Annotated in this window: 18 protein-coding genes, 1 tRNA gene and 1 riboswitch; of the genes, 4 read left to right on the plus strand and 15 right to left on the minus strand. The window is 64.0% G+C overall.

Features of this window, described 5'->3' with window-relative positions; all coding sequences use genetic code 11:
* Window positions 1–250: 250 nt before the first annotated feature.
* Window positions 251–1,102: an alpha/beta hydrolase gene (locus tag ACHWUQ_RS06460; protein ID WP_239811999.1), complete on the minus strand. Its 852-nt coding sequence runs from the start codon at window positions 1,100–1,102 to the stop codon at window positions 251–253.
* Window positions 1,103–1,275: 173 nt separating this feature from the next.
* On the opposite strand from ACHWUQ_RS06460, the gene ACHWUQ_RS06465 reads away from it, so the two are divergent.
* A complete protein-coding gene (locus ACHWUQ_RS06465) occupies window positions 1,276–2,190 on the plus strand; it encodes a LysR family transcriptional regulator (RefSeq protein WP_312462577.1) in 915 nt (304 codons plus the stop codon).
* 10 nt (window positions 2,191–2,200) lie between these two features.
* Here ACHWUQ_RS06465 and ACHWUQ_RS06470 read toward each other — a convergent pair whose 3' ends face one another.
* The 6 genes from ACHWUQ_RS06470 to ACHWUQ_RS06495 form a co-directional block, all read right to left on the minus strand.
* Window positions 2,201–2,998 (minus strand): (2Fe-2S) ferredoxin domain-containing protein, encoded by a 798-nt coding sequence (locus ACHWUQ_RS06470; protein WP_394680649.1) that lies wholly within the window; start codon window positions 2,996–2,998, stop codon window positions 2,201–2,203.
* The gene (locus tag ACHWUQ_RS06475) at window positions 2,991–3,782 is read right to left on the minus strand and encodes an ABC transporter ATP-binding protein (RefSeq protein ID WP_312409126.1); all 792 of its coding nucleotides are present in this window, start codon (window positions 3,780–3,782) and stop codon (window positions 2,991–2,993) included. The genes ACHWUQ_RS06470 and ACHWUQ_RS06475 overlap by 8 nt, the downstream gene beginning before the upstream one ends.
* Window positions 3,779–4,825, minus strand: a complete 1,047-nt coding sequence (locus tag ACHWUQ_RS06480; protein ID WP_394680660.1) for a FecCD family ABC transporter permease — start codon at window positions 4,823–4,825, stop codon at window positions 3,779–3,781. The genes ACHWUQ_RS06475 and ACHWUQ_RS06480 overlap by 4 nt, the downstream gene beginning before the upstream one ends.
* 56 nt (window positions 4,826–4,881) lie before the next feature.
* Complete coding sequence (locus ACHWUQ_RS06485; protein WP_394680650.1) at window positions 4,882–5,985, minus strand: ABC transporter substrate-binding protein; 1,104 nt, start codon at window positions 5,983–5,985, stop codon at window positions 4,882–4,884.
* Window positions 5,986–5,998: 13 nt separating this feature from the next.
* Window positions 5,999–8,044 (minus strand): TonB-dependent receptor, encoded by a 2,046-nt coding sequence (locus tag ACHWUQ_RS06490; RefSeq protein WP_394680651.1) that lies wholly within the window; start codon window positions 8,042–8,044, stop codon window positions 5,999–6,001.
* Window positions 8,045–8,275: 231 nt separating this feature from the next.
* Window positions 8,276–8,550: riboswitch (cobalamin riboswitch) on the minus strand.
* 59 nt (window positions 8,551–8,609) lie between these two features.
* The gene (locus ACHWUQ_RS06495; RefSeq protein WP_394680652.1) at window positions 8,610–9,590 is read right to left on the minus strand and encodes a LysR substrate-binding domain-containing protein; all 981 of its coding nucleotides are present in this window, start codon (window positions 9,588–9,590) and stop codon (window positions 8,610–8,612) included.
* Between the two features lie 267 nt (window positions 9,591–9,857).
* Here ACHWUQ_RS06495 and ACHWUQ_RS06500 point away from each other — a divergent pair, with 267 nt between their 5' ends.
* The 3 genes from ACHWUQ_RS06500 (at window position 9,858) to ACHWUQ_RS06510 (ending at window position 12,647) form a co-directional block, all read left to right on the plus strand.
* Entirely contained in the window at window positions 9,858–10,868 is a 1,011-nt protein-coding gene (locus tag ACHWUQ_RS06500) for an AraC family transcriptional regulator ligand-binding domain-containing protein (RefSeq protein ID WP_394680653.1), read from the plus strand.
* Between the two features lie 28 nt (window positions 10,869–10,896).
* A complete protein-coding gene (locus ACHWUQ_RS06505) occupies window positions 10,897–11,571 on the plus strand; it encodes a nucleoside-diphosphate sugar epimerase (RefSeq protein ID WP_394680654.1) in 675 nt (224 codons plus the stop codon).
* A gap of 236 nt (window positions 11,572–11,807) precedes the next feature.
* The gene (locus ACHWUQ_RS06510; protein ID WP_394680655.1) at window positions 11,808–12,647 is read left to right on the plus strand and encodes an oxidoreductase; all 840 of its coding nucleotides are present in this window, start codon (window positions 11,808–11,810) and stop codon (window positions 12,645–12,647) included.
* A 70-nt stretch (window positions 12,648–12,717) separates the two neighbouring features.
* Here the strand turns inward: ACHWUQ_RS06510 and ACHWUQ_RS06515 are convergent, their stop codons facing one another.
* The 8 genes from ACHWUQ_RS06515 to ACHWUQ_RS06550 form a co-directional block, all read right to left on the minus strand.
* Entirely contained in the window at window positions 12,718–14,100 is a 1,383-nt protein-coding gene (locus ACHWUQ_RS06515) for an MFS transporter (RefSeq protein WP_394680656.1), read from the minus strand.
* Window positions 14,101–14,194: 94 nt separating this feature from the next.
* Entirely contained in the window at window positions 14,195–15,871 is a 1,677-nt protein-coding gene (locus ACHWUQ_RS06520) for a hydantoinase B/oxoprolinase family protein (protein ID WP_394680657.1), read from the minus strand.
* Window positions 15,872–15,873: 2 nt separating this feature from the next.
* A complete protein-coding gene (locus ACHWUQ_RS06525) occupies window positions 15,874–17,976 on the minus strand; it encodes a hydantoinase/oxoprolinase family protein (protein WP_394680658.1) in 2,103 nt (700 codons plus the stop codon).
* Between the two features lie 438 nt (window positions 17,977–18,414).
* Window positions 18,415–18,717 (minus strand): class I ribonucleotide reductase maintenance protein YfaE, encoded by a 303-nt coding sequence (yfaE, locus tag ACHWUQ_RS06530; protein WP_312462592.1) that lies wholly within the window; start codon window positions 18,715–18,717, stop codon window positions 18,415–18,417.
* Window positions 18,714–19,847, minus strand: a complete 1,134-nt coding sequence (gene nrdB, locus ACHWUQ_RS06535) for a class Ia ribonucleoside-diphosphate reductase subunit beta (protein WP_239811988.1) — start codon at window positions 19,845–19,847, stop codon at window positions 18,714–18,716. Before nrdB ends, yfaE begins: the two co-directional genes overlap by 4 nt.
* 14 nt (window positions 19,848–19,861) lie before the next feature.
* Complete coding sequence (gene nrdA / locus ACHWUQ_RS06540) at window positions 19,862–22,123, minus strand: class 1a ribonucleoside-diphosphate reductase subunit alpha (protein ID WP_373448923.1); 2,262 nt, start codon at window positions 22,121–22,123, stop codon at window positions 19,862–19,864.
* Between the two features lie 239 nt (window positions 22,124–22,362).
* Window positions 22,363–22,647, minus strand: coding sequence for a hypothetical protein (locus ACHWUQ_RS06545; RefSeq protein ID WP_394680659.1), 285 nt, complete (start codon window positions 22,645–22,647; stop codon window positions 22,363–22,365).
* Window positions 22,620–22,696, minus strand: a tRNA-Pro gene (locus ACHWUQ_RS06550). The genes ACHWUQ_RS06545 and ACHWUQ_RS06550 overlap by 28 nt, the downstream gene beginning before the upstream one ends.
* Window positions 22,697–22,701 lie beyond the last annotated feature (5 nt).

Here is a 22,701-nt window from a genome sequence, read left to right on the forward strand (position 1 = left end):
CTGAACGCGGTCTCGGGCGATCCGCTGCGTTGTCTTCCTTATCAATAACTACGGCTCGACTGCAAAAGACGCCTTGCGGCTCATCCCGATCCACGTCCATCCCACTGGGCGAGGGTTTCGCAAAATCTCCACACGGCAATGCGTTGCGAGAAAGCGTTTCTAAGGGTGGTGAAGGCGCAGCTGCCCGCCGCCGCTCCCCGGGCTTTACCGGAGGGAGGCGCCGCTCAAGCCTTGCGCTTCGTTCAGGGGATCAGGCTTGCGCCCGACATCGGGATGTCTCGAAGAAAAGTGCCAGTTGTTCCAGCACGGCCCCGGCACAGGGACAGGGCTCGGGAGCACGGGGCTCAAGCAATGCATCGGGCCACTGTTGCGCGACCTTGAATACATGCTGCTGCACCAGATGACCCGCTGCCTGCAGGCGGCTGGCATAGGCCAGTGCCTCGTCGTGCATCGGATCCTTATCGCCCACCATGATGAGCGTAGCGGGTAGCCCAGCCAGGCGCTGCGCCATTGCTGGCACGGCGTAGGGATGGATGCCGCCATAGGCGCAGCCCAGGAACTTGCTCCAGCCCTCGGCCCATTTGCATTCCGTTGCATCGCCATTGGCAGCGCGAAGCGACGCCGTGCCGGCACAGGGATTGAGCATGGGTGAGAGCAGGATCTGCCCCGCCAGCGGTGGATGGCGTTGATCACGCGCCATCAGACACACGCCGGCGGCCAGGTTGGCACCCGCCTCCTCGCCAGCCACATACATCGGCGCACCTTTGCCGGCAAGGCGTGTGCGATGTTTGTAGCTCCACTGAAGCATTTCATAACCGATCTCCAATGGACGCGGAAATGGATGCTCAGGCGAGAGCGGGTATGCCACCGACACCACACGGGCCCCTGCTGTTGCCAGCAGACCCGCAACGGTGCAGCCACTGTCCAGATCACCTTCGACAAAAGCGCCGCCATGAAAATGCAGCACCAAGGGCGAAGGCTCGCCGGACTTGCCTTTGCTACCGTACAGGCGCACGGCCACCGACTCGCCCGACGCCGTCGGAGCGACGGTGTCGATGAAGTCGGGAGCCAATACGCTGTTTTTTACGGTGGTGTCAGACATAAGTGAGCCTGTTGATGAGTAGGCATGGGTAAATGTAGTTGCGATGCTGCAACTGATCAATCGGCAAATTATGGCCGCACTATTTCCAAATCAGGAACAATAGCGCCATCTTTCGCGTGTGAGAATCCACCTACTGTTAGCGCGCGCGTGCGCGCCAGTGCAAGGAGAGGCAGATGGATCAGATACAGGCAATGCGGGTGTTTGCGCGGGTCGTGGAGTCGGGCACCTTCACGCTCGCGGCCACCTCGCTGCAGCTGCCCAAGGCCAGTGTGACCAAGCATGTGCAGGCGCTGGAAGACCGGCTGCGGGTCAAACTGCTCAACCGCACGACCCGCCGCGTGACGGTGACCACCGATGGCGCCGCCTACTACGACCGCGCCGTGCGGCTGCTGAGCGACTTCGATGAACTCGAAGCCAGCATGAGCCAGGTGCGTGCGACCCCGCGCGGGCGTCTGCGTGTGGATGTAGGCACGTCGATCGCCCGGCTTCTGGTGATTCCACAGCTGGCGACCTTTCAGGCGCGCTACCCGGACATCCAGATCGACCTGGGCGTGACCGACCGCACCGTGGACCTGATTGCGGATAATGTCGATTGCGTGGTGCGCGGCGGCGAGCTGCGCGACCAGTCACTGGTCGCGCGCCGTGTCGGGAACGTGGAATTTTTGACGGTGGCCTCGCCCGCCTATTTGCAGCGCCAGGGCACGCCGCAGCATCCGCGCGACCTGGAAAACGGCCACAACAGTGTGATTTACTTCTCGCCGGTCACCCAGCGCCGCTATCCGCTGGAGTTTCAGCACAACAGCGAGAGCATCGAGATTGCCAACCCCTCGACGTTAGCCGTCAACGAAGCCAATGCCTACACGACCTGCCTGCTCAGCGGCCAGGGTGTGGGCCAGATCACCAGCTACCAGGCGCGCGATTACCTCCAAAGCGGTCAGCTGGTGCAGATCCTGCCGGAATGGACCCAGCCTTTGCTGCCGGTTTATGTGGTGTACCCGCCCAACTCCCATCTGAGTGCCAAGGTGCGGGCCTTTGTCGATTGGGTGGTGGAGATTTTTGCGGCCGATCCGCTGCTGCAATGTAAATAGCGCACTGCGCTCATTCGTCCGCATTGCTGCAGGGCGGAGGTGCCTGGAGCGTATGCACCCGGTGGGCTGCGCAGGCCTCGCTGCCTTCGATGTGGCTCTTGAGCACCGGCACCAGGCTGTCTTCATCCAGATGGCCGTACCAGACGCCCTCGGGATAGACGATCATCAGCGGCCCCTGGTTGCAGGGGTACTGGCAGCTGGTCTGCAGCAGCTGCAACTGCTGTTTGAGGGGCGCACTGGCCTGCACCGCCTGGCTGAGCCGGGGCCAAAGCGCGGCGGCACCTTTGGCCACGCAGCGCGGCCCCATGCACCACAGCACATGGCGCTGGTGGGCGGGCACCGTGCTCCAGGCCACCGGATCGGTTTGCCAGCCCTCTTCGCCCTCCTCGGTCACCACATCGGGCCGCGACGTTGCCAGCGCCAGGTGGTTCAGCAAGGCAGGCACCAGGCCATCCCACTGCAGCAGGGGCTGCGCAAATACCAGCCGGGGCCGGGCATGATCGGGCTGGCTGGCCAGCCAGCTCCTGGCCACCTTTTGCAGCCAGCGCCGCAGTGCCGGCTCGTCAGGCACCATTGTGGGCTGGATGACAATCGTCTGCTGCGCCCCACCGGCAGGCGCAAGCGTGGCGCGCAGACTGTCCAGCGCCTGGGGCAGCGCCGGCAGGTTGCGGTCCACAAAGGCCAGCTGCACCGGCAGGCCCGGATCCGCCTGCTGGCAGGCCTGCAGCAAAGTCTGCAACTCGTTTTTGGCTGCCGACCCCAGGCCACCCCGGCCCAGCAGCAACAAGGCATCGGGTTTTTTAGCCATCGGGTCTGTCCATCCAGTAACTCACACGGGCCTTGTCCAGGCGCGGATGGCGGTCCACCAGCGCCTCGACCTGGAACACGCGCGCAATGGTTTGCGAGGTCAGCACCTGCTCGGGCCTGCCCTCGGCCTCGATCACGCCGGCTTGCATCACGTAGATACGGTCACAGAACTGCGCAGCCAGGTTCAGGTCATGCACGACGATCAGCACGGTGCAGCCCGAGGCGCGCACCAGGCTGAGCAGCTCCAGCTGGAACTGGATGTCCAGGTGGTTGGTAGGCTCGTCCAGAAACAGCAGCTGCGGCTGCTGGGCCAGCGCACGGGCGAGCAGCACCCTTTGGCGCTCACCGCCGGAGAGCGACGACAGCGGATGGTCGGCCAGGCGGCTGGCCCGCACCTGCGCCAGACAGGCGTTGACGATGGCCTTGTCCTCGGCACTGTCGCGCGCCCAGCGCGACTGGTGCGGAAAGCGGCCCATCATTACCAACTCCTGCACCGTGCAGTCAAAGCCCAGGCCCGTATCCTGGCCCAGCACCGCCGCCTGCTGCGCAAACTGCCGCGCGCTCATCTGCCAGATGTCGCGGCCCTGCAGCTGTATCTGGCCACCGGCCTCGGGCTGCAGCACACGGTAGAGCATGCGCATCAAGGTCGATTTGCCGCAGCCATTGGGACCCACCAGACCGACACATTCGCCGCGCGCCACCTGCAGGCTGGCCTGGCGCACGATCGGTGTGGCCTGGCTGCCATGGCCGGCGCTCCATGACAGTTGCTTGGCGCTCAGCATCATGCGCTGCCTCCCGGAATGGCACTGGTGCGGCGCCACAGCATCCAGATAAAGAAAGGCCCGCCAATGAGCGACGTGATGACGCCCACCGGCAGCTCACTGGGCGCAAACCAGGTGCGGGCGGCCAGATCGACCAGCACCAAAAAGCTCGCGCCCATCAAGGCACTGACCGGCAGCACGCGGCGGTGGTCACTGCCCACCAGCATGCGGGTGATATGGGGAATGACCAGGCCGACAAAACCGATGGCACCGCTGACCGCCACCATGGTGCCCGTCAGCAAGGACACCACCACAAACAATTGCAGGCGCAGGCTGGCAGTGTTCAGCCCCAGGGTGGCGGCGCCCTCGTCACCTATCAGCAAGGCATTGAGCTGGCGGGCGCAGAGCAGCAGCCACAGCAGGCCCAGGCCCAGCACGGCAGCGGGCAGGCCCAGGGCGCTCCACTGCGTCGCTGCCAGGCTGCCCAAGGTCCAGGTCAGCAAGGCATTGGCCAGCTCGCGCTGGCCGGCGGTCAAGGTGATCAGGCTGGTCACACCCATCAGCATGTAGCCAATGGCCACGCCGCTCAGGATCAGCCGGGTGGCGTGCAGACGCCCTTGCTGCTGGGCCAGCGCATAGACCAGCGCAGTGGCCAGCAACGCGCCAACAAAGGCGCCTGTGGTCATGGCATAGATACCTGCCATCGCCAAACTGCCATAGGCCAGCACCGACACCGCCCCCACTGACGCGCCGGAGGACACACCGAGCATGTAGGGATCGGCCAGCGGGTTGCGCACCATCGCCTGCATCACCACGCCGACCACGGCCAGGCCGGCGCCCACCAGCGCCGCCAGCAGCACCCGGGGCATGCGCACCATCCAGACAATTTGGTAGTGCTGCTGGCTGATGCTGCCCTGCCCTGCATCGGGCTGCCAGCCGCCGCCCAGCAGCTGCTGGCTGACGACCGACCACACGGTGGAGGCATGCAGCGATGCCGAGCCCCAGGTGATGGCGGCCAGGCCGCTGGCCAGCAGCAAGACCAGCAGCAGCAACAGGCACAGCGCCAAGGACCAGGGCTTGCGCCGCTGGCGTTCATGCTGGCCGTCACAGCCCGGCGCATGGCTCACTGCTTGGACTCCGCCGCAGGCAGCCAGGGAACCGGGTCCACCGTGATGCGGCGGTCCGGGTGCAAGGCGGCAGCCAGGCGCTGTGCCACGTTCACGTTGCGTGGCCCTGGCGTGGCCTCGGCATAGCTGATGACGAAAAAGCGCTGCTCGCGAATGGCCGACACCCCCGCCAGCTCCGGCTTGGAACGCAGAAAATCGATCTTGCCCTGTGCGCTGGGCTGGCCGTAGTCGATGATGATGATCCACTCCGGGTCGCGCGTGATCACATCCTCCCAATTGCCTCGGGGCCAGTTGCTGGGGATGTCGGCAAAGATGTTGCTGCCACCTGCGGCATCCAGCATGGCCTGGGGCATGCCGAAGCCGCCGACCGTCGTCGGTATCTTCTCGCCGCTGTCGAACACAAAGACACGCGGTTGCTGCGTATGTCCCTGCATCTGCGTGGCCAGCTGGTCGATCGAGGCCTGCAGCTTGGCAATTTGCGGCTGCGCCTGGGTTTCGATACCGAAGATGCGTGACACATTGCGCAGGTCCGCCAAGGTGTCGGCCAGCGCCACACGCTCACGCTTGTGGATGCGGACGCAGGACTCGGACAGCACATAGGATGCGATGCCGTGCTTTGCCAGCAGCTCGGGCGTGACCCCGCCGGGGCGGAACCCATAGCTCCAGCCGCCAAATACAAAGTCGGCGCGTGCTTCCAGCATGGTCTCCAGGTTCATGTCCTGCGACGAGAGCTTGGGCACCCGGGCGAACTGGTCCACCAGCTCGGGGCTGATCTCCTTGCGCGACGGTATTCCCGTGTAACCGACCAGCTGGGACCCCAGGCCCAGAAACAGGAACATCTCGGTGATGTTCACATCGTGCGTGATGGCGCGCTGCGGTACCCGGTCATAGCGCTGGGGCTGGCCGCAGACCTCGATCACCAGCGGCGCAGCCCGCAAGCCTGCATGCGCGGCAGCCGCCGCGCTCGCGATGGGGACCGCGGCTGCCTGGGTGGGGCGGCTGGGCGGCTGCGGGCCGGCTGGCTGGTCACAGCCGGCCTGCACCAAGGCGGCCGCTGCCGCCAGCGCGCGCAGAATGTGCCGGGAGGTGCTTGCTGTCATGCCTGTGCCTTGCTCAGAAACGCAGATGGGCCATCAGCTCAAAGCTGCGGCCATTGCCCATCAGCCATTGCGAGCCGTAGGACGATGCAGCATAGCGCTTGTTGGTCAGGTTGCGGCCAACGAGGTTCAAGCTGGTGCTGCGGTTCAGGTTCCAGCCCAGTACCGCATCGGCCACGGTGTAGGCGGACAGCTGCGCGGTATTGGCATTGCTGGTGTAGCGGCTGGCAACATAGCGCAGACCCAGCGATGCCCGCCAATCGCCCGTCTGGTAGTGCGCCCAGGCATTGGCCGTGTAGCGCGGCACATTGGCGGGCTGGTTGCCGGCGCGGTCAATGGCGGTGGCGCCTTCGCGCAGCTCGTCAAACTCAGCATCCACATAGGCCAGGTTGCCCTCAAAGCGCCAGGACTGGGTCGCCCGCCAGCTACCTGCCAGCTCGATACCCTTGGACGACTGCTTGCCGCCCTGGATCGACAGCGCTGGGCGGTCCGGATCGCGGGTGATGATGTCCTTCTTGCGGATGTCGAAGACCGCCAGGGTCCACTCGCCCTGGTCATTGGGCAGTTGCTGCTTGATGCCTACCTCCACCTGGCGGCCCTTGCTCAGGGTGAAGCCGGTTTGCGACTGGCTCAGCGACAGCAGGCTGGTAACCGGGTCATGGCCGGTGCTGACCTGGGCATAGACGCTGGTGTTCTGGTCCAGCTTGTGGGTCAGTCCCAGGCGCCAGGAGGTGCCGCCCAAGGTCTTGTCAAAACGGGCCGGGCTGAGCAGGTCCATGCGGTCAAAGTCATACAGGTCGCGGCGCACGCCGGCCATCAGCAGCCACTGCGCGCCCAGCCTCCAGGCGTCTTCGAGGTAGAAGGCGTTCTGGCGGATGCGCGAGGTCATGCGCGCCTTGTAGGGGTCCGGGCTGTTCCAGTAGCCACTGGTGCCACCGGTCAGCGGCACATCGGACTCGCCGGTATATGGGGAGTTGTTGAGGGCGGTGAACTTGGCCTGCGACACGTCCCAGCCCATCGCAATCTCGTGCTGGCCGGGCTTGAATACGGCGCCCAGGCGGTTGCCGCTTTGCTCCAGATCGTGGCCGATCTCCAGGTAATCGTAGCGGTGGACCGTGCGGGTGCCGGCATCGTAGTCGTAGCCTTCGATGTTCTTCCAGTGGCGGTCGGCCTTCATGTGGTAGGTCTCGTTGCGCAGCACCAGCGCGTCGCTCACGTTCCACTCGGCCTTGAGCTTGTAGCGCTGGTCCTTGTAGTGGATGTCGCTGTCGAGAACGTTGAAATTGCGGTCGCGCAGTGCCGCCACCGGCTTGCCATCAACGACGGGGGTACCAAAGTAGCGCTCGGGCCGCTGGTCGCTGACATCGGCCGTCAGATCCAGGCGCAGGTCACTGTTGGCCTGCCAGCGGATGGCGCTCATCAGCTTCTTGCTGTCGCTGTTGCCCAGCTGGCGCTCGCCGTCCGTGCGATCACCGTAGACATCCAGGCGGTAGCTCAGGCTGTCGCTCAGTGCGCCGGTGGTGCCCAGGCCCGCACGCGCCGTGCCATGGGAGCCAGCGCCCAGCAAGACTTCGGACGAGGTGGTGCGGCTGGGCTCCTTGCGCACCGCATTCACGGTGGCGCCCATCGTGCCGCTGCCGTACATCAGCGATGCCGGACCGCGCAGCACATCAAAGCGCTCATAGCCCCAGCTGGAATTGGGATAGGCCACGGTGCCTGCGGCCACGCCCAAGGCCAGACCGTCTTCGGCCACGCCCACCGAGTTGACGCCATTAAAGCCCCGGCTGGAAAACGACAGTCCGCCGTTGCCAGGGGTGCCGGTCGTGCTCAGGCCCACGCTGCGGCCCACGGCGTCCACCACCTCGTAGTCGGCGCGCTCCTGGATCTGCACAGCCGATACCGAGCTGACGCTGGCCGGCAGGTCCTGCAGCGGAATGGCCAGCTTGCTGGCCGAGGTGGAAGGCAGCTGGAGCGCATGGGGCTCGCTGCGCTTGTCGGTCACCACCACTTCGGACAGCGATGTCTCTTGCGCATGGGCCACCGCCATGCCCAGGGCAGGCAAACACAGGACACAGGAGTGACCCACCAGACGCAACGAGGAAGAGAGCCGTCCGGCTGCCAGGAGCCGGTTTTTCGGAAAAGGAACTGCAGTCATTTCAACAAAAGGCGAAAACTGCCTGATGTGAGGGCCGCACTGCACGCGGTCACCCCAGGGACGGGGCCGCATGCCGAACCGCCGTCCACACCCCGCAGACAGTTGAGAGAGCGCTGTCCGGACAGAGAGGTCCGGAACACGCTACGACTACGAACAGGCCGGTCTCCGGGCTTACAGGCGGTACGGCGCAGGCGCCGACCCGGTAACCGGTCTTCCCAGGGCGGGCGTGTCTCATGGCCTTGCAGGCATGGACACACTCTCGACCCCAGTGACTGGGCCCGCGTGGGAGCGGGCCGCATCGGCTACTTTTCCTGTCTACCGTTGCGGGGGCAGCCAAGGCTTGGGGGAGCTTCCTCCCGACCTTGTTCCCGTTTCACTTGTGCATGACAAGCACCTGTAGATAGGCTTTTTTCAAAGCGCAGCCAGTGTACCAGCCGCGAGCCATTGGTGCGCCGTTCGACGGCAGGCTGTGTCAGCCCGGCGATACAGCGCTGGCTGGGGGGCGTGATCGGCTCTGCGGCAGGCGCGACGCGTAGCCGATGAAGTCGGTGCTGCTCAACTGGCCCAGCAGCCATTGCCGAAAGCTGGTCTGGATCGGCCGCTCCCCCCCGCCCCGGCGCGTGTAGAGGTGGAATTTGGGCGTTCTATCCATCGGCAGTTGGCGCAGCAGCTCCGGGCCAAAGGGCGCGAGCAGCTTGCCGCTGTGGATGTAGCTGAGCGCATCCACATAGGACAGCAGCCCCACCCCCTGCCCGCTGAGGACGGCCTGCAGCATCGCATCGTGTGTGTGCAGCAGCATCGGGCTGGCATGCTTGTCGCCCGGATCCAGGCCCAGCATGGCATAGATGTCCTGCCACAAGGTGTTGTGGCTGAGCGGCGAGATGAGCCGGTGGTGCGGCAGGTCCTGCGCGGTCTCCACCGGTTGCTCGGCCAGCAGCTGGGGTGCGGCAACGATGACCTTGAGGTCTTCGAGCAGCGGGGTTTCATCGAGGTGGTCCACACCGCCATAGCCCCAGACGATCGCAGCATCCAGATCACTGCTGTCAAACGAAGGCAGCTCCACGCCAATGGAGATGCGCAGATCCAGTGCCGGGTAATCCTTGGTGAACGACGGCAGCGAGCGGATCAGGTACTGGGTCGCAAAGTAGGGGCTGACCTGGATATGGAACTGTGCGTCGTTGTGGTGGGCGCGCACCGCCTCCATCCCCTGGCTCAGCGCATCCAGCCCCTGCTCCACATAGTGGTACAGCGTCTGCGCCTCCTCACTGGCGAGCAGGCCACGGGTGCCGCGCTCGAACAGCTGCATGTCCAGGGCACTCTCCAGCTGCTTGAGCTGCTGGCTGGCGGCCTGCGGGGTCAGGCACAGTTCGTCGGCTGCCTTGCGGATGGAACCATGGCGGAAGACGGACTCGAACACGCGCAGCGGCTGCAGGGGCGGTAGCTTGTATTTCATGGAGGGGCGCCGGGCACGGAGGACGAAGGCCCGGGCTGCCGATGATTATAGGTGGCGGTCAGCAAGCACCAAGCCATCGCAGCGCCTGTTCGAACGCGACCAGTCCTCGCAGTAAGGCCCCTACTCCGCACACGTCCGGTGCTATCTGGATCGGCACCCACTGCCGTCAAGGTGGCGCATCTTGCATGTTGCCAACGGCCTTTTGGCGCTAAGCTTGTTCGGTACCAGACCTGCGTCTGGTCATCATTGTTTCCAGGGGGCATTCGCATGGCACGCAAGCTGACCTTTTCCTTGAACATGGGCTGGCGCACGCTGCTGACAGACTTTGGCATCAGGCCCGAGCATGTGCTGTGCAAAGCGGCGCTGCCGGAAGACCTGTTTTCCCACGCAGAACGCGGTCTGGACACAGAAGCGTATTTCCGCTTCTGGCGCGCTCTGGAGCAGGAAGCGGGAGATCCGCTGTTTCCGCTGCACCTGGTCGACAAGGTATCGGCCGAGGTGTTCGATCCCCCCCTGTTCGCCGCGCTGTGCAGCGCCAATCTGATGCAGGCAGCGCAACGCCTGGCCAGGTACAAGCAGCTTGTGGCGCCCATGGGGCTGGAGCTGCAGGTGAACGGCGCCGGGGCGCTCAGCGTGTCGCCGCGCTGGCTGTCGGTTCAGACGGAGGTGCCCTGGTCGCTACAGGTCGCCGAAGTGGCGTTTTTCCTGCGCCTTGCGCGGATGGCGACACGCGCGCCAATCAAGGCACTGCGGGTGGAACTGCCGCAACTTCCGGCCAGCAGCAGTGCAAGGCACTACGAACGCTTTTTCGGTGTCGCTGTGCAACAGGGGGATGCGCCCTGTATCTGCTTCACTGCTGCCGATGCGCTGCGCCCCTTTTTGACCTTGAACGAGGGCATGTGGCGCGTGTTCGAGCCTGAGCTGCGCCGCCGGCTGAGCGAGCTGGATGCGGCGGCCAGCACGGGCGAACGGGTGCGTGCTGTCTTGCTGGAACTGCTTCCCAGCAAGACGGCCAGCATCGACACAGCCGCCGAGCGCTTGGGGATGAGCAAACGCACGCTGCAGCGCCGGCTGGAGGCCGAGGGAGAGAACTTCCGCGCCCTCGTCAACAGCACCCGGGAGAGCCTGGCCCGCCACTACCTCGGCAGCACCACGATGAGCGGCAGCGAAATCGCCTTCCTGCTGGGCTTTGAAGATCCCAATTCCTTCTACCGCGCCTTCCTGGAATGGACAGGCCAGACCCCCGATGCGGCCCGCAGCGCCATGCGCCTGCACTAAGAACCTGTTCAAAGAGGAAAATGACGCCATGACATCACCCCATCCGCCCCGCAAAGTGCTGCTGGCTGGCGCTACAGGCCTCGTCGGTGGCCAGTTGCTGCATGCGCTCTTGGCCGACCCGAATGTTGCCGAGGTCCATGCCCTGGTCCGGCGGCCGCTGGCCCTACGCCATCCCAAGCTGCAGATCCATACCGTGGATTTCCGCCAACTGCCGGCACTCCCGCCAGTCCATGAGCTCTACCTGGCCCTGGGCACGACGATCAAGGTGGCAGGTAGCAAGCAAGCCTTCCGGGCCGTCGACCTGGATGCCAACTTGGCCGTCGCGCAGGCAGCCTTCGCGGCAGGTGCGCGGCGCATCGGCCTGGTTAGCGCCGGATCGGCAAACGCGCATTCGGCCATGTTCTACACCCGGGTCAAAGGGGAACTGGAGGATGCGCTGAAAGCGATGCCTTTTGAGGCACTGGTGATCGCGCAACCTTCGCTGCTGCTGGATCACCGGGATGGGCTGGGTCAGCCCACCCGCATTGGCGAGCTGATCGCCATTCCCGTCGCCAAGCTGCTCGCCCCCATCCTGCCCGGGGCCTACAAGCCCGTGCATGCCCAGGCCGTCGCGCAAGCACTGGTACGCACGGTGCCCACTGCAAAGGGCGTGGTCGTCCTCCCCTCCGACGTGCTGGCCCGCATGGGCGCCGCGCAGGCCTGAGCTGACGACGAAGCGCATGCTGGCGTCCGCCGTCACCCTACGCAAGCAAGGTCCTGGGGGAATGTCTGCAGCGCGGTCACTGGGTGGATAAGCACAGAGATTGGCGCGGTTTGCAGCAGGTCTGGCGTGACTTGCTGGTGTGCTGGCGCCTCTTGCGGCCTACAGTGGGAAGTACAGAACGCGAGCCCCATCCGGGCCGCGTTGCCATCCAACCCATTGATCCAAGGATCTCCGACATGACCCCTCCAGTTGCTCTCGTCACAGGCGCGTCTTCCGGCATCGGCGAAGCCACCGCGCTGAAGCTCCATGCCCTTGGCTACACGGTATACGCGGCAGCCCGCCGGCTCAACCGCATGCAGTCCCTGGTTGCGGCAGGCGTCCATGTGGTGGCGATGGATGTCACCGACGACGACTCCATGCGGGCCGGTATCCAGGAGATCATCGCCCGGTCAGGTCGCATCGACGTGCTGGTCAACAATGCCGGCTACGGCGCCTATGGCGCTGTCGAGGATGTGTCCATCGACGAGGCCCGCCAACAATTTGACGTGAATGTCTTTGGCGCCGCGCGCCTCACGCAGTTGGCGCTGCCGCATATGCGCAAGCAGCGCGCAGGCAGTATCGTCAACATCACATCGATGGGCGGGAAGATCCATACCCCACTGGGGGCTTGGTACCACGGAACCAAGTTTGCGCTGGAGGCCATCAGCGACTGCCTGCGGCTGGAAGTGGCACCCTTTGGTATCGATGTGGTGGTGATCGAGCCCGGTGGCATCAAGACCGAGTGGGCCCGTATTGCTGCTGACCACTTGCGCGCAACCTCGGGCCAAGGCGCCTATGCCTGCCAGGCCAGGGCAATGGCCGAATCGATGGTGGGCGAGGCCAGCCGCAAGCGCCAATCGCCGCCGCAGTTGATCGCGGATACGATCGCCAAGGCCGTGACTGTGCGCCGGCCCAAGACACGCTATGCCGTCGGGTTCGGCGCCAAGCCCATGATCTTCATGCGCCGCTGGCTCTCTGACCGGGCCTTTGACAGCCTGATGCGGATGGCGACCGGGATCTCCCGCAAGGCTGCCTGAGCCGCTGCGGGACAGACCACCGGACCGCGCTCTTCTTGCTTGCGCCTGGCCCCGCTTGGCATTGCTTGGCTTACTGCACCGGATCGCCGTGCATCGGCAGACCGGTGCGGTCCCGGCTGCTGACCAGGGCGATGAGGCCGATGATGGCCGCGCCGATCAGGTAGTAGGCAGGCACGACGGGGTTGCCGGTACGGGCGACCAGCCAGGAGTTGATCATCGGCGCGGTGCCGGCGAACATGGCCACCGCCACGTTGTAGCTCAGCGCCATGCCCTTAAAGCGCACGCTGGTGTGGAACATCGACGGGATGATCGAGTAGATGCTGCCCAACAGCATGGCCAGGCAGAAGTTCAGCACCATCAAGGACGAGACCTTGGCGGCGGTGCTGCCTTCGAGCAGCAGGTGGAAACAAGGCACGGCCAGCACCGCGATGGCCAGGCTGGCGGCGGTCATCATGGTCTTGCGGCTGAGCTTGTCGGCCAGCATGCCCATCAGGGGGATCATCACCACCAGAAAGAGCTGTGGGCCCAGGGACAGCTTGAGGCCGGTGGCCACATCCACATGCAGCGCGCTGACAAAGTAGGTCGGGATGTAGGTGACGACGGTGAACAAGGTGACATTGGTCACGATGATGATGCCGGCCGACTGGAACAGCTCCTTCTTGTGGGTGGCGAACAGCACCTTCCAGCTCGCCTGGGCCAGTGCGTCATGCTGCTGCTTCATTGCGACAAAGGTGGGGGTCTCTTCGAGGTACTTGCGGATGTAGAGGCCAATGGCGCCCAGCGGCAGTGCAATCAGAAAGGGAATGCGCCAGGCCCAGTCCAGAATCTGGTCGGCACTGAAAAACACGGTCAGGATCGCGGACACCGAGGCACCAAAGAAGAAGCCGGCCATGCACCCAACCTCCACCCAGCTGGTGAGCAAGGTGCGGTTGCGGTCCCGGCAGTATTCGGCCACAAAGATGGCGGCGCCACTGGCCTCGCCCCCGGCGGACAGGCCCTGCATCAGGCGCAGCACGATCAGCAGCAACGGTGCGGCGATGCCGATGCTGGCATAGCCCGGCAGCACGCCGATCAGGAAGGTGGAGATGGCCATCATGATGATGGTGATGGTCAGCACGCGCTTTCGGCCGTACTTGTCGCCCAGCGAGCCAAAGACGATGCCGCCGATGGGCCGGGCAAAAAAAGCAATGGCAAAGGCCGCCCAGGACGCGGTGACCTGCATCGTGGGCGAGCTGGTGGCAAAGAAGACCTTGCCCAGCACCGCAGCCAGGTAGCCGTAGACGGAAAACTCGAACCATTCGACAAAGCTGCCGACCACCGAGGCCAGCACGACGCGGTTGAGCTCCTTGGACTGCACCGTGCGCGGCGCGACCGTTGATGAGGGGGACGGCCAGTCCGAAAGGCTGGCACTGGGGGCGGCAAATCCATTTGCCGTGGGATTTTGTGTGCGCATCGGGAGTCCTTGGTGTCCTGCTGTGGGAGAAAAAGAAAAGCGGGCCAGCGCGCTGGAAGGGCCAGCGGCAGCGCCGCTGGCCAGCTTCAGGCGATCAGGCCGGGGTCCGTGGTGCCGCATGGGCGTAATCGGCCTGGGCTTGCTCGGCGCTGATGTAGCCATAGGCCACATCACGCTGCACCAGCGCTGCCGGACGCTGGGCCGCATCGCCGTTGCCGCCGCCACCGGGCAGGTCCAGAATCAGACGGCGCCCCGCCGGGATCTGCTGCTTGCCCTTGCCGCGCAAGGCGGTGCCGTCATCGAGCGCGACCTGGCCCAGCGCGCCGCTTTGGCCGCCGTTGTGGCCCCGGGCCGCAAAATGCACGCGGTCAAACATGGCGTTCAGGTCGAACTCGAAGCCCTCGGCCGAGCCCACCTCGATGCGCTGGCCCAGACCACCCCGCCAGCGGCCGGCACCGCCCGAGTTCGGGCGCAGCTCCTTGCGCCAGATGATGATGGGGCCTATGCTCTCGGTCACCTCGACCGACATGGCCTGCACGCCGCTGGGGAAGGCGGTGGCGCTCAGGCCATCGCTGGACGGGCGCGCACCGGTGCCACCGGTATTGAACATCAGGATCTCGTGCTGCTGGTTGCGGGTGGCCGGCGTGATGCCCTTGAAGCGCATCTGCAGGTTCCACAGCGAGCTGGCCCCTTCGGCCGGGATCTCGCCCTGGCAAATGGGCTGCAGCGCGCCCAGCACCACATCGGGGATCAGGTGGCCGATCACATGGCGCACGGACACCGGGCGCGGGCGGTGGGCGTTGAGGATGCAGTCCTCCGGCGCGCTGATCTCGAAGGGCTCCAGCGAGCCCCAGTTGTTGGGGATCTCCGGCGCAATTGCGCATTTGAGCGCATAGGAGGCATAGGCCTTGGTGTAGGTCAGCGGCACATTGATGCCGTAGCGGCTGGGGTCCGAGGTGCCGGCGAAGTCGGCGCGCAGCTTGTCGGCCGCAATCTCCACGGCCACCACCAGCTCGATGGGCTTTTCATAGCCATCGACGGTCATCGCATAGCGCTGGGTACCATCGGGCAAGGCGGCGATGCGCTCGCGGGTGGCGCGCTGGCTGTTGTCAAAGATGAAGCGGGCCAGGTCTTCCAGGTCGCGCAGTTCAAACTCGGCCAGCATGCCCTTGAGGCGGCGCATGCCGGTGGCATTGCAGACAGCCAGCGAGTGGAAGTCGCCAATCACCTGGTCGCGCTCACGCACGTTGTTGCGCAGGATCTCGACCAGGTCTTCGTTGAGCGCGCCGGCACGGAAGAACTTCATCGGCGGAATGCACAGGCCCTCTTCGTAGACATCGCTGCCGTCCGGGCCAAAGCCGCGCCCGCCGATGTCCACCACGTGGGCGGTGGCGGCAAAGTAGCCGATGTGTTCGCTGTGGCCGTCAGGGCCATAAAAGACCGGCGTGACGACGGTGATGTCGTGCAGGTGGCCGGTACCCAGCCAGGGGTCGTTGGTGACCAGCACATCGCCCTCCTGGAGCGTGCTGCGCTCAAAGCGCTTCGCAAAATGTGCGACCGACTCGGCCATCGAGTTCACATGCCCAGGGGTGCCGGTCACGGCCTGGGCCATCATGCGGCCCTGCCTGTCAAACACGCCGGCCGACAAGTCGCCCGCCTCCCGCACGCTGGTGCAAAAGGCGGTGCGAATCAACGTGACTGCCTGCTCTTCCACCACCGAGATGAGGCGGTTCCACATGATTTGGTAATGAACGTCTGTATTGTTTGCCATGATCACACTCCGCTGTCGATGCGTTCCACCAGCATGCAGTCGTCTGACTGCAGCACAACCTTGAAGCCGGGGCTGACATAGGTCGAGGTTTCCTTTTCCACGATCACCACCGGGCCGGGAACAGCCTGGCCCCGGGGCAGGCCCAGGCGCTCATAGATATCGCAGGCATAGAACTGGCCTTGCTTGCCGTCGAACACCTCGCGGCGGTCCAGCACCGTGCCGGCCCCCTTTTGCGGCGTGCCGCCCTGCTGCAACGCAGCCTGGGCCGGGGGCAAGGTCTTGGAACGCAAGGACAGTGCCCAGCTCACCACCTCAATGTCGAGGCCGTCGATCGCATGGCCGAACAAGGCCACATAGTTCTGCACAAAGGCCGCGTTGAGGGCAGGCACGCTGTCCGGCCCAAAGTGCTGCACGGGCACCGAGACCGGAATCTCCCAGCCCTGGCCGCAGTAGCGCATGAAGGCGCGCAGCTCCTTGACGGTCTCGCCGCCATAGCCGGTGTCGTGCAAAAAGGCGCTCACCTCCACCTCCATCTCGCGCAGCATCTGGTTGACGGCCTCGCCATCGAACTGGCTCATGCGCACCACCGAGCTGCGCAGCGACTCATAGGCAAAGGGCGCACGCAAGAAGCCGATGGCCGAGCCCACGCCGGCGCCGGTGGGGATCAGCAGGCGCTGAATGCCGAGCTTTTCACACAGGCGCACGGCATGCAGCGGCGCCGCGCCGCCGTAGGCGATCATCGTGTAGGCCTCCAGGTCCTGGCCGGATTCCACCGCATGCATGCGCGCGGCATTGGCCATGTTCTCGTCCACCACTTCGGCCACCGCATAGGCGGCGCGCACGGCATCCAGGCCCTGGGCCTCGCCCACATGGGCGGCCATGGCTTTTTCGGCAGCGGGCATATCCAGCCGCATGCTGCCACCGGCAAAGCGGGCCGGGTCCAGCTTGTGCAGCAGCAGATCGGCATCGGTCACCGTGGGGCGGGCACCGCCGCGGCCGTAGCTGGCCGGTCCGGGCTCGGAGCCCGCGCTCTCCGGCCCCACGCGCACCTGGCGCATATCGTCCACATGGGCGATGGAGCCACCACCCGCACCAATCTCGATCATCTCGATGACGGGGATGGAGATCGGCATGCCGCTGCCCTTTTTGAAGCGGTAGCTGCGCGCCACTTCAAACACCCGCGCCGTCTTGGGCACATGCTGGTCGATGAGGCAGATCTTGGCGGTGGTGCCGCCCATGTCGAAGGAGACGACCTTGTCCTGGCCGTACTTGGCCGCAAAATCGCTGGCATAGATGGCGCCGCCGGCCGGCCCGGATTCGAGCAGTCGCACCGGGAACTCGGCCGCATTGGCCAGCGACATCAGCCCGCCGCCCGAGTGGATCAGGTAGAGCGGACAGTGCATGCCCTCTGCCACCAAGGCCTGGGCCAGGCGCTGCAGGTAGGAGGACATCAGCGGCTTCACATAGGCATTGGCGCAGACGGTGTTGAAGCGCTCGAACTCTCGGATCTGCGGCGAGACCTCGCTGGAGATGGACACCGACAGCTGGGGCAGCGCCTGGGCAATCAGCGCGCGCACCCGCTTTTCATGGGCCGGGTTCTTGTAGCTGTGCATCAGGCCCACGGCCACGCTTTCGTACTCACCCCGGCGCAGCTGCGCAATCACATCCTGCACCTGTGCCTCATCGAGCGGCTGCAGCTCCTGGCCCTTGGCATCGAGCCGGCCTTGCACGGTATAGCGGTGGTTGCGGGCGATCAGCGGTGCGGGCAGCTGGATGGCCAGGTCATACTGCTCAAAGCGGCCTTCGTTGCGCATCTCGATCACATCGCGAAAACCTTCGCTGGTGATGAAGGCGGTCCTGGCACCGCGCCGCTCGATCAGCGAATTGGTGGCCAAGGTGGTGCCGTGGATCACCGTGCCGATCTGCGATGGCGCGATCCCGGCCTGGGCTGCCGCCTGTTTGAGGCCGGTGACGATGGCGCGCTCAGGTTTTTCATAGTCCGTCAGGACCTTCTCGCTGAACAGGACGCCATCGACCTCCAGTGCGATGTCTGTGAAAGTGCCGCCGATATCTGCCCCGGCGCGTATGACTTGGCTTGTTGCCATCTGGTATCTCCGAATCATGCAAGCTGTGTGGATCAGAAGCTCTGATCTGGCAGCGATGATCAAGCGATCGCACAGTCGGCGCAAACAAGAAATTCGAGGGCGGGCACAAGCCAGGCTTCGCGGGTAAAAACCATTACGCGCTAACCCGGTGGCCCTGCACAGCCACAGTGCATGCATGCCTGGTTTTTGACTGCCCATGCACCAGGCCTGCGCGCTGCTGCACCAAGCGGTGGCGGCCTGTACCCATCCGGGGGCGCAGGGGCAGTCAAGCGGCCGTCCAGCCCCCAGGCCCCTGCTTGTGTAAAGTTCGCCAGAGCAGCAGGGGAATGTGCTGGCGGCAGGCATTGCTGAGACAACAAGCTGTCATCGCTGTGCATTGCAGGCAGCAAAAAAAGGCCCCAAGCTCAGCATGGGGCCTGCGCACAGAACGGCAGAGACCTACAGATCCAAAGCCAGCTGGCTCTTGTCGTCGGCACTGGTTTCCACCTGCCGCAGGCTGCACTCCACCTTGATGGGGGTCTTGACCACGCAGCAGCAGGGAACCACTTCATGGGGCCCGACAAAGGCCAGCGGCTCCTGGGTGTAGACGACTTCGCCCTCCACCAAGGTGAGGCGGCAGCTGCCGCAATAGCCACCACGGCACTGGTATTCCACATCGTGGCCAGTGCGCTCCAGCGCCTCGAGCAGGGTCTCCCCTGGCAGCACGCGTATGAGGGTGTCCGTGGTGCTGACCGTGGTCACAACTCGATTCCGCTCAGGTCATCCAGCGAGACTTCGGCGTTGATCTGGCCCACCAGGTAGGAGCTCAGCTCCACCTCTTGCGGGGCCACCTGCACGGTGTCGGACGACAGCCAGGTGTTGATCCAGGGGATCGGGTTGCTCTTGGCGTTCTCGAACGCGGGTTTGAGGCCGATCGCCGACATGCGGATATTGGTGATGTACTCCACGTACTGGCTCAGAATGTCCTTGTTCAGGCCGATCATCGAGCCGTCGCGGAACAGGTACTCAGCCCACTGCTTTTCCTGCAAGGCTGCGGTCTTGAACATCTCAAAGCATTCCTGCTCGGTCTCTTTGGCGATCTTGGCAAAGTCCGGATCGTCCTGGCCCGAGCGCATGATGTTGAGCAAGTGCTGGGTACCGGTCAGGTGCAGCGCCTCATCACGGGCAATCAGGCGGATGATCTTGGCATTGCCTTCCATCAGCTTGCGCTCGGCAAACGCGAAGGAGCAGGCAAAGCTCACATAAAAGCGGATGGCCTCCAGAATGTTCACATTCATCAGGCACAGGTACATCTTCTTCTTGAGCTGGTACACATCGATCTCGTGCACCACGCCATTGATCGTGTGGCTGCCCGGGCCCAACTGGGCGTGCAGCATCGCATCACGGATCAGGTCGTCGTAGTACGACGAGATATCGCCCGCGCGCAGCTTGATGCTCTCGTTGCGCATGATGTCGTCAAAGATCACCGATGGATCGTTGACGATGTTGCGCAGGATGTGCGTGTAGGAGCGCGAGTGGATGGTCTCGGAAAACGCCCAGGTCTCAATCCAGGTCTCCAGCTCCGGCAGCGACACCAGCGGCAGGAAGGCCATGTTGGGGCTGCGCCCCTGGATCGAGTCCAACAGGGTCTGGTACTTCAGGTTGCTGATGAAGATGTGCTTTTCGTGGTCAGGCAGGTTCTGGTAGTCGATCCGGTCCTGCGTGATGTCCACTTCTTCAGGGCGCCAGAAAAACGAGAGTTGCTTTTCGATCAGCTTCTCGAAGATCGGGTACTTCTGCTGGTCGTAGCGGGCGACGTTGACCGGATTGCCAAAGAACATCGGTTCCTTGAGCTGGTCATTGTCGACCTTGGAGAAGGTGCTGTATGCCATCGCCTTCTCTCCGCTTAGATCTTGCAGGCGCCGCTGGCGCAGTCGTCTTCTGCAGCCGCGCCCTGCATGTCTTCGGCACCGTCACGGGTGTTGTGGTAGTACAGGGTCTTGACACCCAACTTGTAGGCCTGCAGCAGGTCCTTGAGCAGTTGCTGCATCGGCACCTTGCCATCGGCAAAGCGCTGCGGGTCGTAGTTGGTGTTGGCCGAGATGGACTGGTCGACAAACTTCTGCATCAGGCCCACGAGCTTCAGGTAGCCATCGTTGTTGGGCATTTGCCAGAGCAGTTCGTACTGGCCCTTCAAGCGATCGATCTCCGGCACCACCTGGCGCAGGATGCCGTCCTTGGACTGCTTGACCGACACAAAGCCCCGTGGAGGCTCGATGCCATTGGTCGCGTTGGCGATCTGGCTGGAGGTCTCCGACGGCATCAGCGCGGTCAGGGTCGAGTTGCGCAGACCATGGGTCTTGATCTCGGTGCGCAGGGTTTCCCAGTCGAGGTGCAGGGGCTCGTCGGTCAGGCCGTCGATGTCCTTCTTGTAGGTATCGATCGGCAGGATGCCGGCGGCGTAGTTGGTTTCGGCAAAGGCGGTGCAAGGACCGAATTCGCGCGACAGCTGCACCGATGCCTTGAGCAGGTAGTACTGGATGGCTTCAAACGTGCGGTGGGTCAGGCCATTGGCCGAACCGTCGGAGTAGCGCACGCCGTTCTTGGCCAGGTAGTAGGCGTAGTTGATCACGCCCACGCCCAGCGAGCGTCGCTTTTCGGTCGCAATGCGGGCGGCGGCCACCGGGTAGTCCTGGTAGTCCAGCAGGGCATCGAGTGCGCGCACGATCAGGTCGGCCAGTTCTTCGAGCTCGTCGGTCGATTCCAGCGCGCCCAGGTTGAAGGCGGACAGGGTGCACAGCGCGATTTCGCCGTTCTCGTCCTTGATGTCTTCGAGCGGGTGGGTCGGCAGCAGGATTTCCATGCACAGGTTCGACTGGCGCACGGGAGCGACGGCCGGGTTGAACGGGCTGTGCGTGTTGCAGTGGTCCACGTTCTGGATGTAGATACGGCCGGTGCTGGCACGCTCTTGCATCATCAGCGAGAACAGCTCCACTGCGGGCAAGGTGCGCTTGCGGATGGATTCGTCGCTCTCGTACTTGACGTACAGCTCTTCGAACTTGTTCTGGTCGGCAAAGAAGGCCTCGTACAGACCGGGCACATCATGGGGCGAGAACAGGCTGATGTTCTGGCCCTTGATCAGGCGCTGGTAGAGCATGCGGTTGATCTGGATACCGTAGTCCAGATGGCGGATGCGGTTTTCTTCGACGCCACGGTTGTTCTTCAGCACGAGCAGCGACTCGGCTTCCAGGTGCCACAGCGGGTAGAACAAGGTGGCTGCACCGCCGCGCACGCCGCCTTGCGAGCAGGACTTGACGGCCGACTGGAACATCTTGAAGAAAGGCAGGCAGCCGGTGTGCTGCGCCTCGCCGCCACGGATCTCGCTGCCCAGCGCGCGGATGCGGCCACCGTTGATGCCGATACCGGCGCGCTGCGACACGTACTTGACGATGGCGCTGGTGGTGGCATTGATGCTGTCGAGGCTGTCGTCGCACTCGATCAGCACGCAGGAGCTGAACTGGCGCAGCGGCGTGCGCACGCCCGACATGATGGGCGTGGGCAGCGAAATCTTGAAGCGCGAGACGGCATCATAGAAGCGCTTGATGTACTGCAAACGGCGGTCGGCCGGGTACTTGGCAAACAGGCTCATCGCAACCAGCACGTACAGGATCTGCGGGCTTTCGTAGATGCGCTTGGTCACCCGGTTCTGCACCAGGTACTTGCCTTCGAGCTGCTTCACGGCGGCGTAGGAGAAGTCCATATCGCGCCAGTGGTCGATGAAACCATTGATCTCGTCGTACTCTTCGCGGCTGTAATCGGCCAGCAGATGGGGGTCGTACTTCTTGAGCTCGGTGAGCTTTTGCACATGCTCGTACAGATGCGGCGGCTCGAACTGGCCGAACGCAATCTTGCGCAGGTGGAAGATGGCCAGGCGCGCTGCGACGTACTGGTAGTCGGGCGCGTCTTCGGAGATCAGGTCGGCGGCGGACTTGATGATGGTTTCATGGATCGCATCGGTGCGGATGCCGTCATAGAACTGGATATGCGACTGCAGCTCGATCTGCGAGACCGACACATTGCTCAGGCCTTTGGCCGCCCAGTCAATCACTCGGTGGATTTTGTCCAGGTCGATGGGTTCAACGCGACCGTCACGCTTGGTGACTCTCATAGTGCTTGTCTGGTTCATTTGCGATGTTTCTAATGGGATAAAAAACGCAGGACCACGGGCGCAAGACGCAGCTATCCTGCGCCAAAACGCGCCCGGCATCGCAGGCGCGCAGTGGCTGGAGGAAGACCAGCATCGGATAACCAGTGGGGGAAGCGGTGGACACTACATATGGTGTCTATGGGATTGAGTGTACGCTACCTGTAGCGTTCCTGGCAGCAAAAAAGCAGGCCCAATTTCTGCTAGGCAAAGCCTGTTTCAGCGAAGAATGCAGCAAAATCAACGTGCATCGGCTCGGAAAATATATGTATCCAGCCGGATACATTCCCCGCCCTGCGCAAGGGCATCGCCAAGCCATGTTGACGGCGATCGCCATCTGGTGAATGGCTTGGGCGATGGCGCCATGGACCCACTTTGATGGTGGGGCGCAGCTGGCGTTTTTGGAACTGCCCAAACGAAAAACCTGCTGCACTTGCGTGCAACAGGTTTTCAATAGGGATGGTCGGAGCGGTGGGATTCGAACTCACGACCCTCTGCTCCCAAAGCAGATGCGCTACCAGGCTGCGCTACGCTCCGACTAA

It is taken from the genome of uncultured Comamonas sp., assembly GCF_964277875.1.
Classification (GTDB): domain Bacteria; phylum Pseudomonadota; class Gammaproteobacteria; order Burkholderiales; family Burkholderiaceae_C; genus Comamonas; species Comamonas sediminis.

Bases quoted from the DNA above. Each gene is read 5' to 3' on its own strand.
- ACHWUQ_RS06505 (WP_394680654.1), top strand. From the start codon at position 10,897: ATGACATCACCCCATCCGCCCCGCAAAGTGCTGCTGGCTGGCGCTACA.
- ACHWUQ_RS06465 (WP_312462577.1), top strand. From the start codon at position 1,276: ATGGATCAGATACAGGCAATGCGGGTGTTTGCGCGGGTCGTGGAGTCG.
- ACHWUQ_RS06470 (WP_394680649.1), bottom strand. From the start codon at position 2,998: ATGGCTAAAAAACCCGATGCCTTGTTGCTGCTGGGCCGGGGTGGCCTG.
- ACHWUQ_RS06515 (WP_394680656.1), bottom strand. From the start codon at position 14,100: ATGCGCACACAAAATCCCACGGCAAATGGATTTGCCGCCCCCAGTGCC.
- ACHWUQ_RS06485 (WP_394680650.1), bottom strand. From the start codon at position 5,985: ATGACAGCAAGCACCTCCCGGCACATTCTGCGCGCGCTGGCGGCAGCG.
- ACHWUQ_RS06495 (WP_394680652.1), bottom strand. From the start codon at position 9,590: ATGAAATACAAGCTACCGCCCCTGCAGCCGCTGCGCGTGTTCGAGTCC.
- nrdB (WP_239811988.1), bottom strand. From the start codon at position 19,847: ATGGCATACAGCACCTTCTCCAAGGTCGACAATGACCAGCTCAAGGAA.
- ACHWUQ_RS06500 (WP_394680653.1), top strand. From the start codon at position 9,858: ATGGCACGCAAGCTGACCTTTTCCTTGAACATGGGCTGGCGCACGCTG.
- ACHWUQ_RS06520 (WP_394680657.1), bottom strand. From the start codon at position 15,871: ATGGCAAACAATACAGACGTTCATTACCAAATCATGTGGAACCGCCTC.
- ACHWUQ_RS06525 (WP_394680658.1), bottom strand. From the start codon at position 17,976: ATGGCAACAAGCCAAGTCATACGCGCCGGGGCAGATATCGGCGGCACT.
- ACHWUQ_RS06475 (WP_312409126.1), bottom strand. From the start codon at position 3,782: ATGATGCTGAGCGCCAAGCAACTGTCATGGAGCGCCGGCCATGGCAGC.
- nrdA (WP_373448923.1), bottom strand. From the start codon at position 22,123: ATGAGAGTCACCAAGCGTGACGGTCGCGTTGAACCCATCGACCTGGAC.
- ACHWUQ_RS06510 (WP_394680655.1), top strand. From the start codon at position 11,808: ATGACCCCTCCAGTTGCTCTCGTCACAGGCGCGTCTTCCGGCATCGGC.
- ACHWUQ_RS06460 (WP_239811999.1), bottom strand. From the start codon at position 1,102: ATGTCTGACACCACCGTAAAAAACAGCGTATTGGCTCCCGACTTCATC.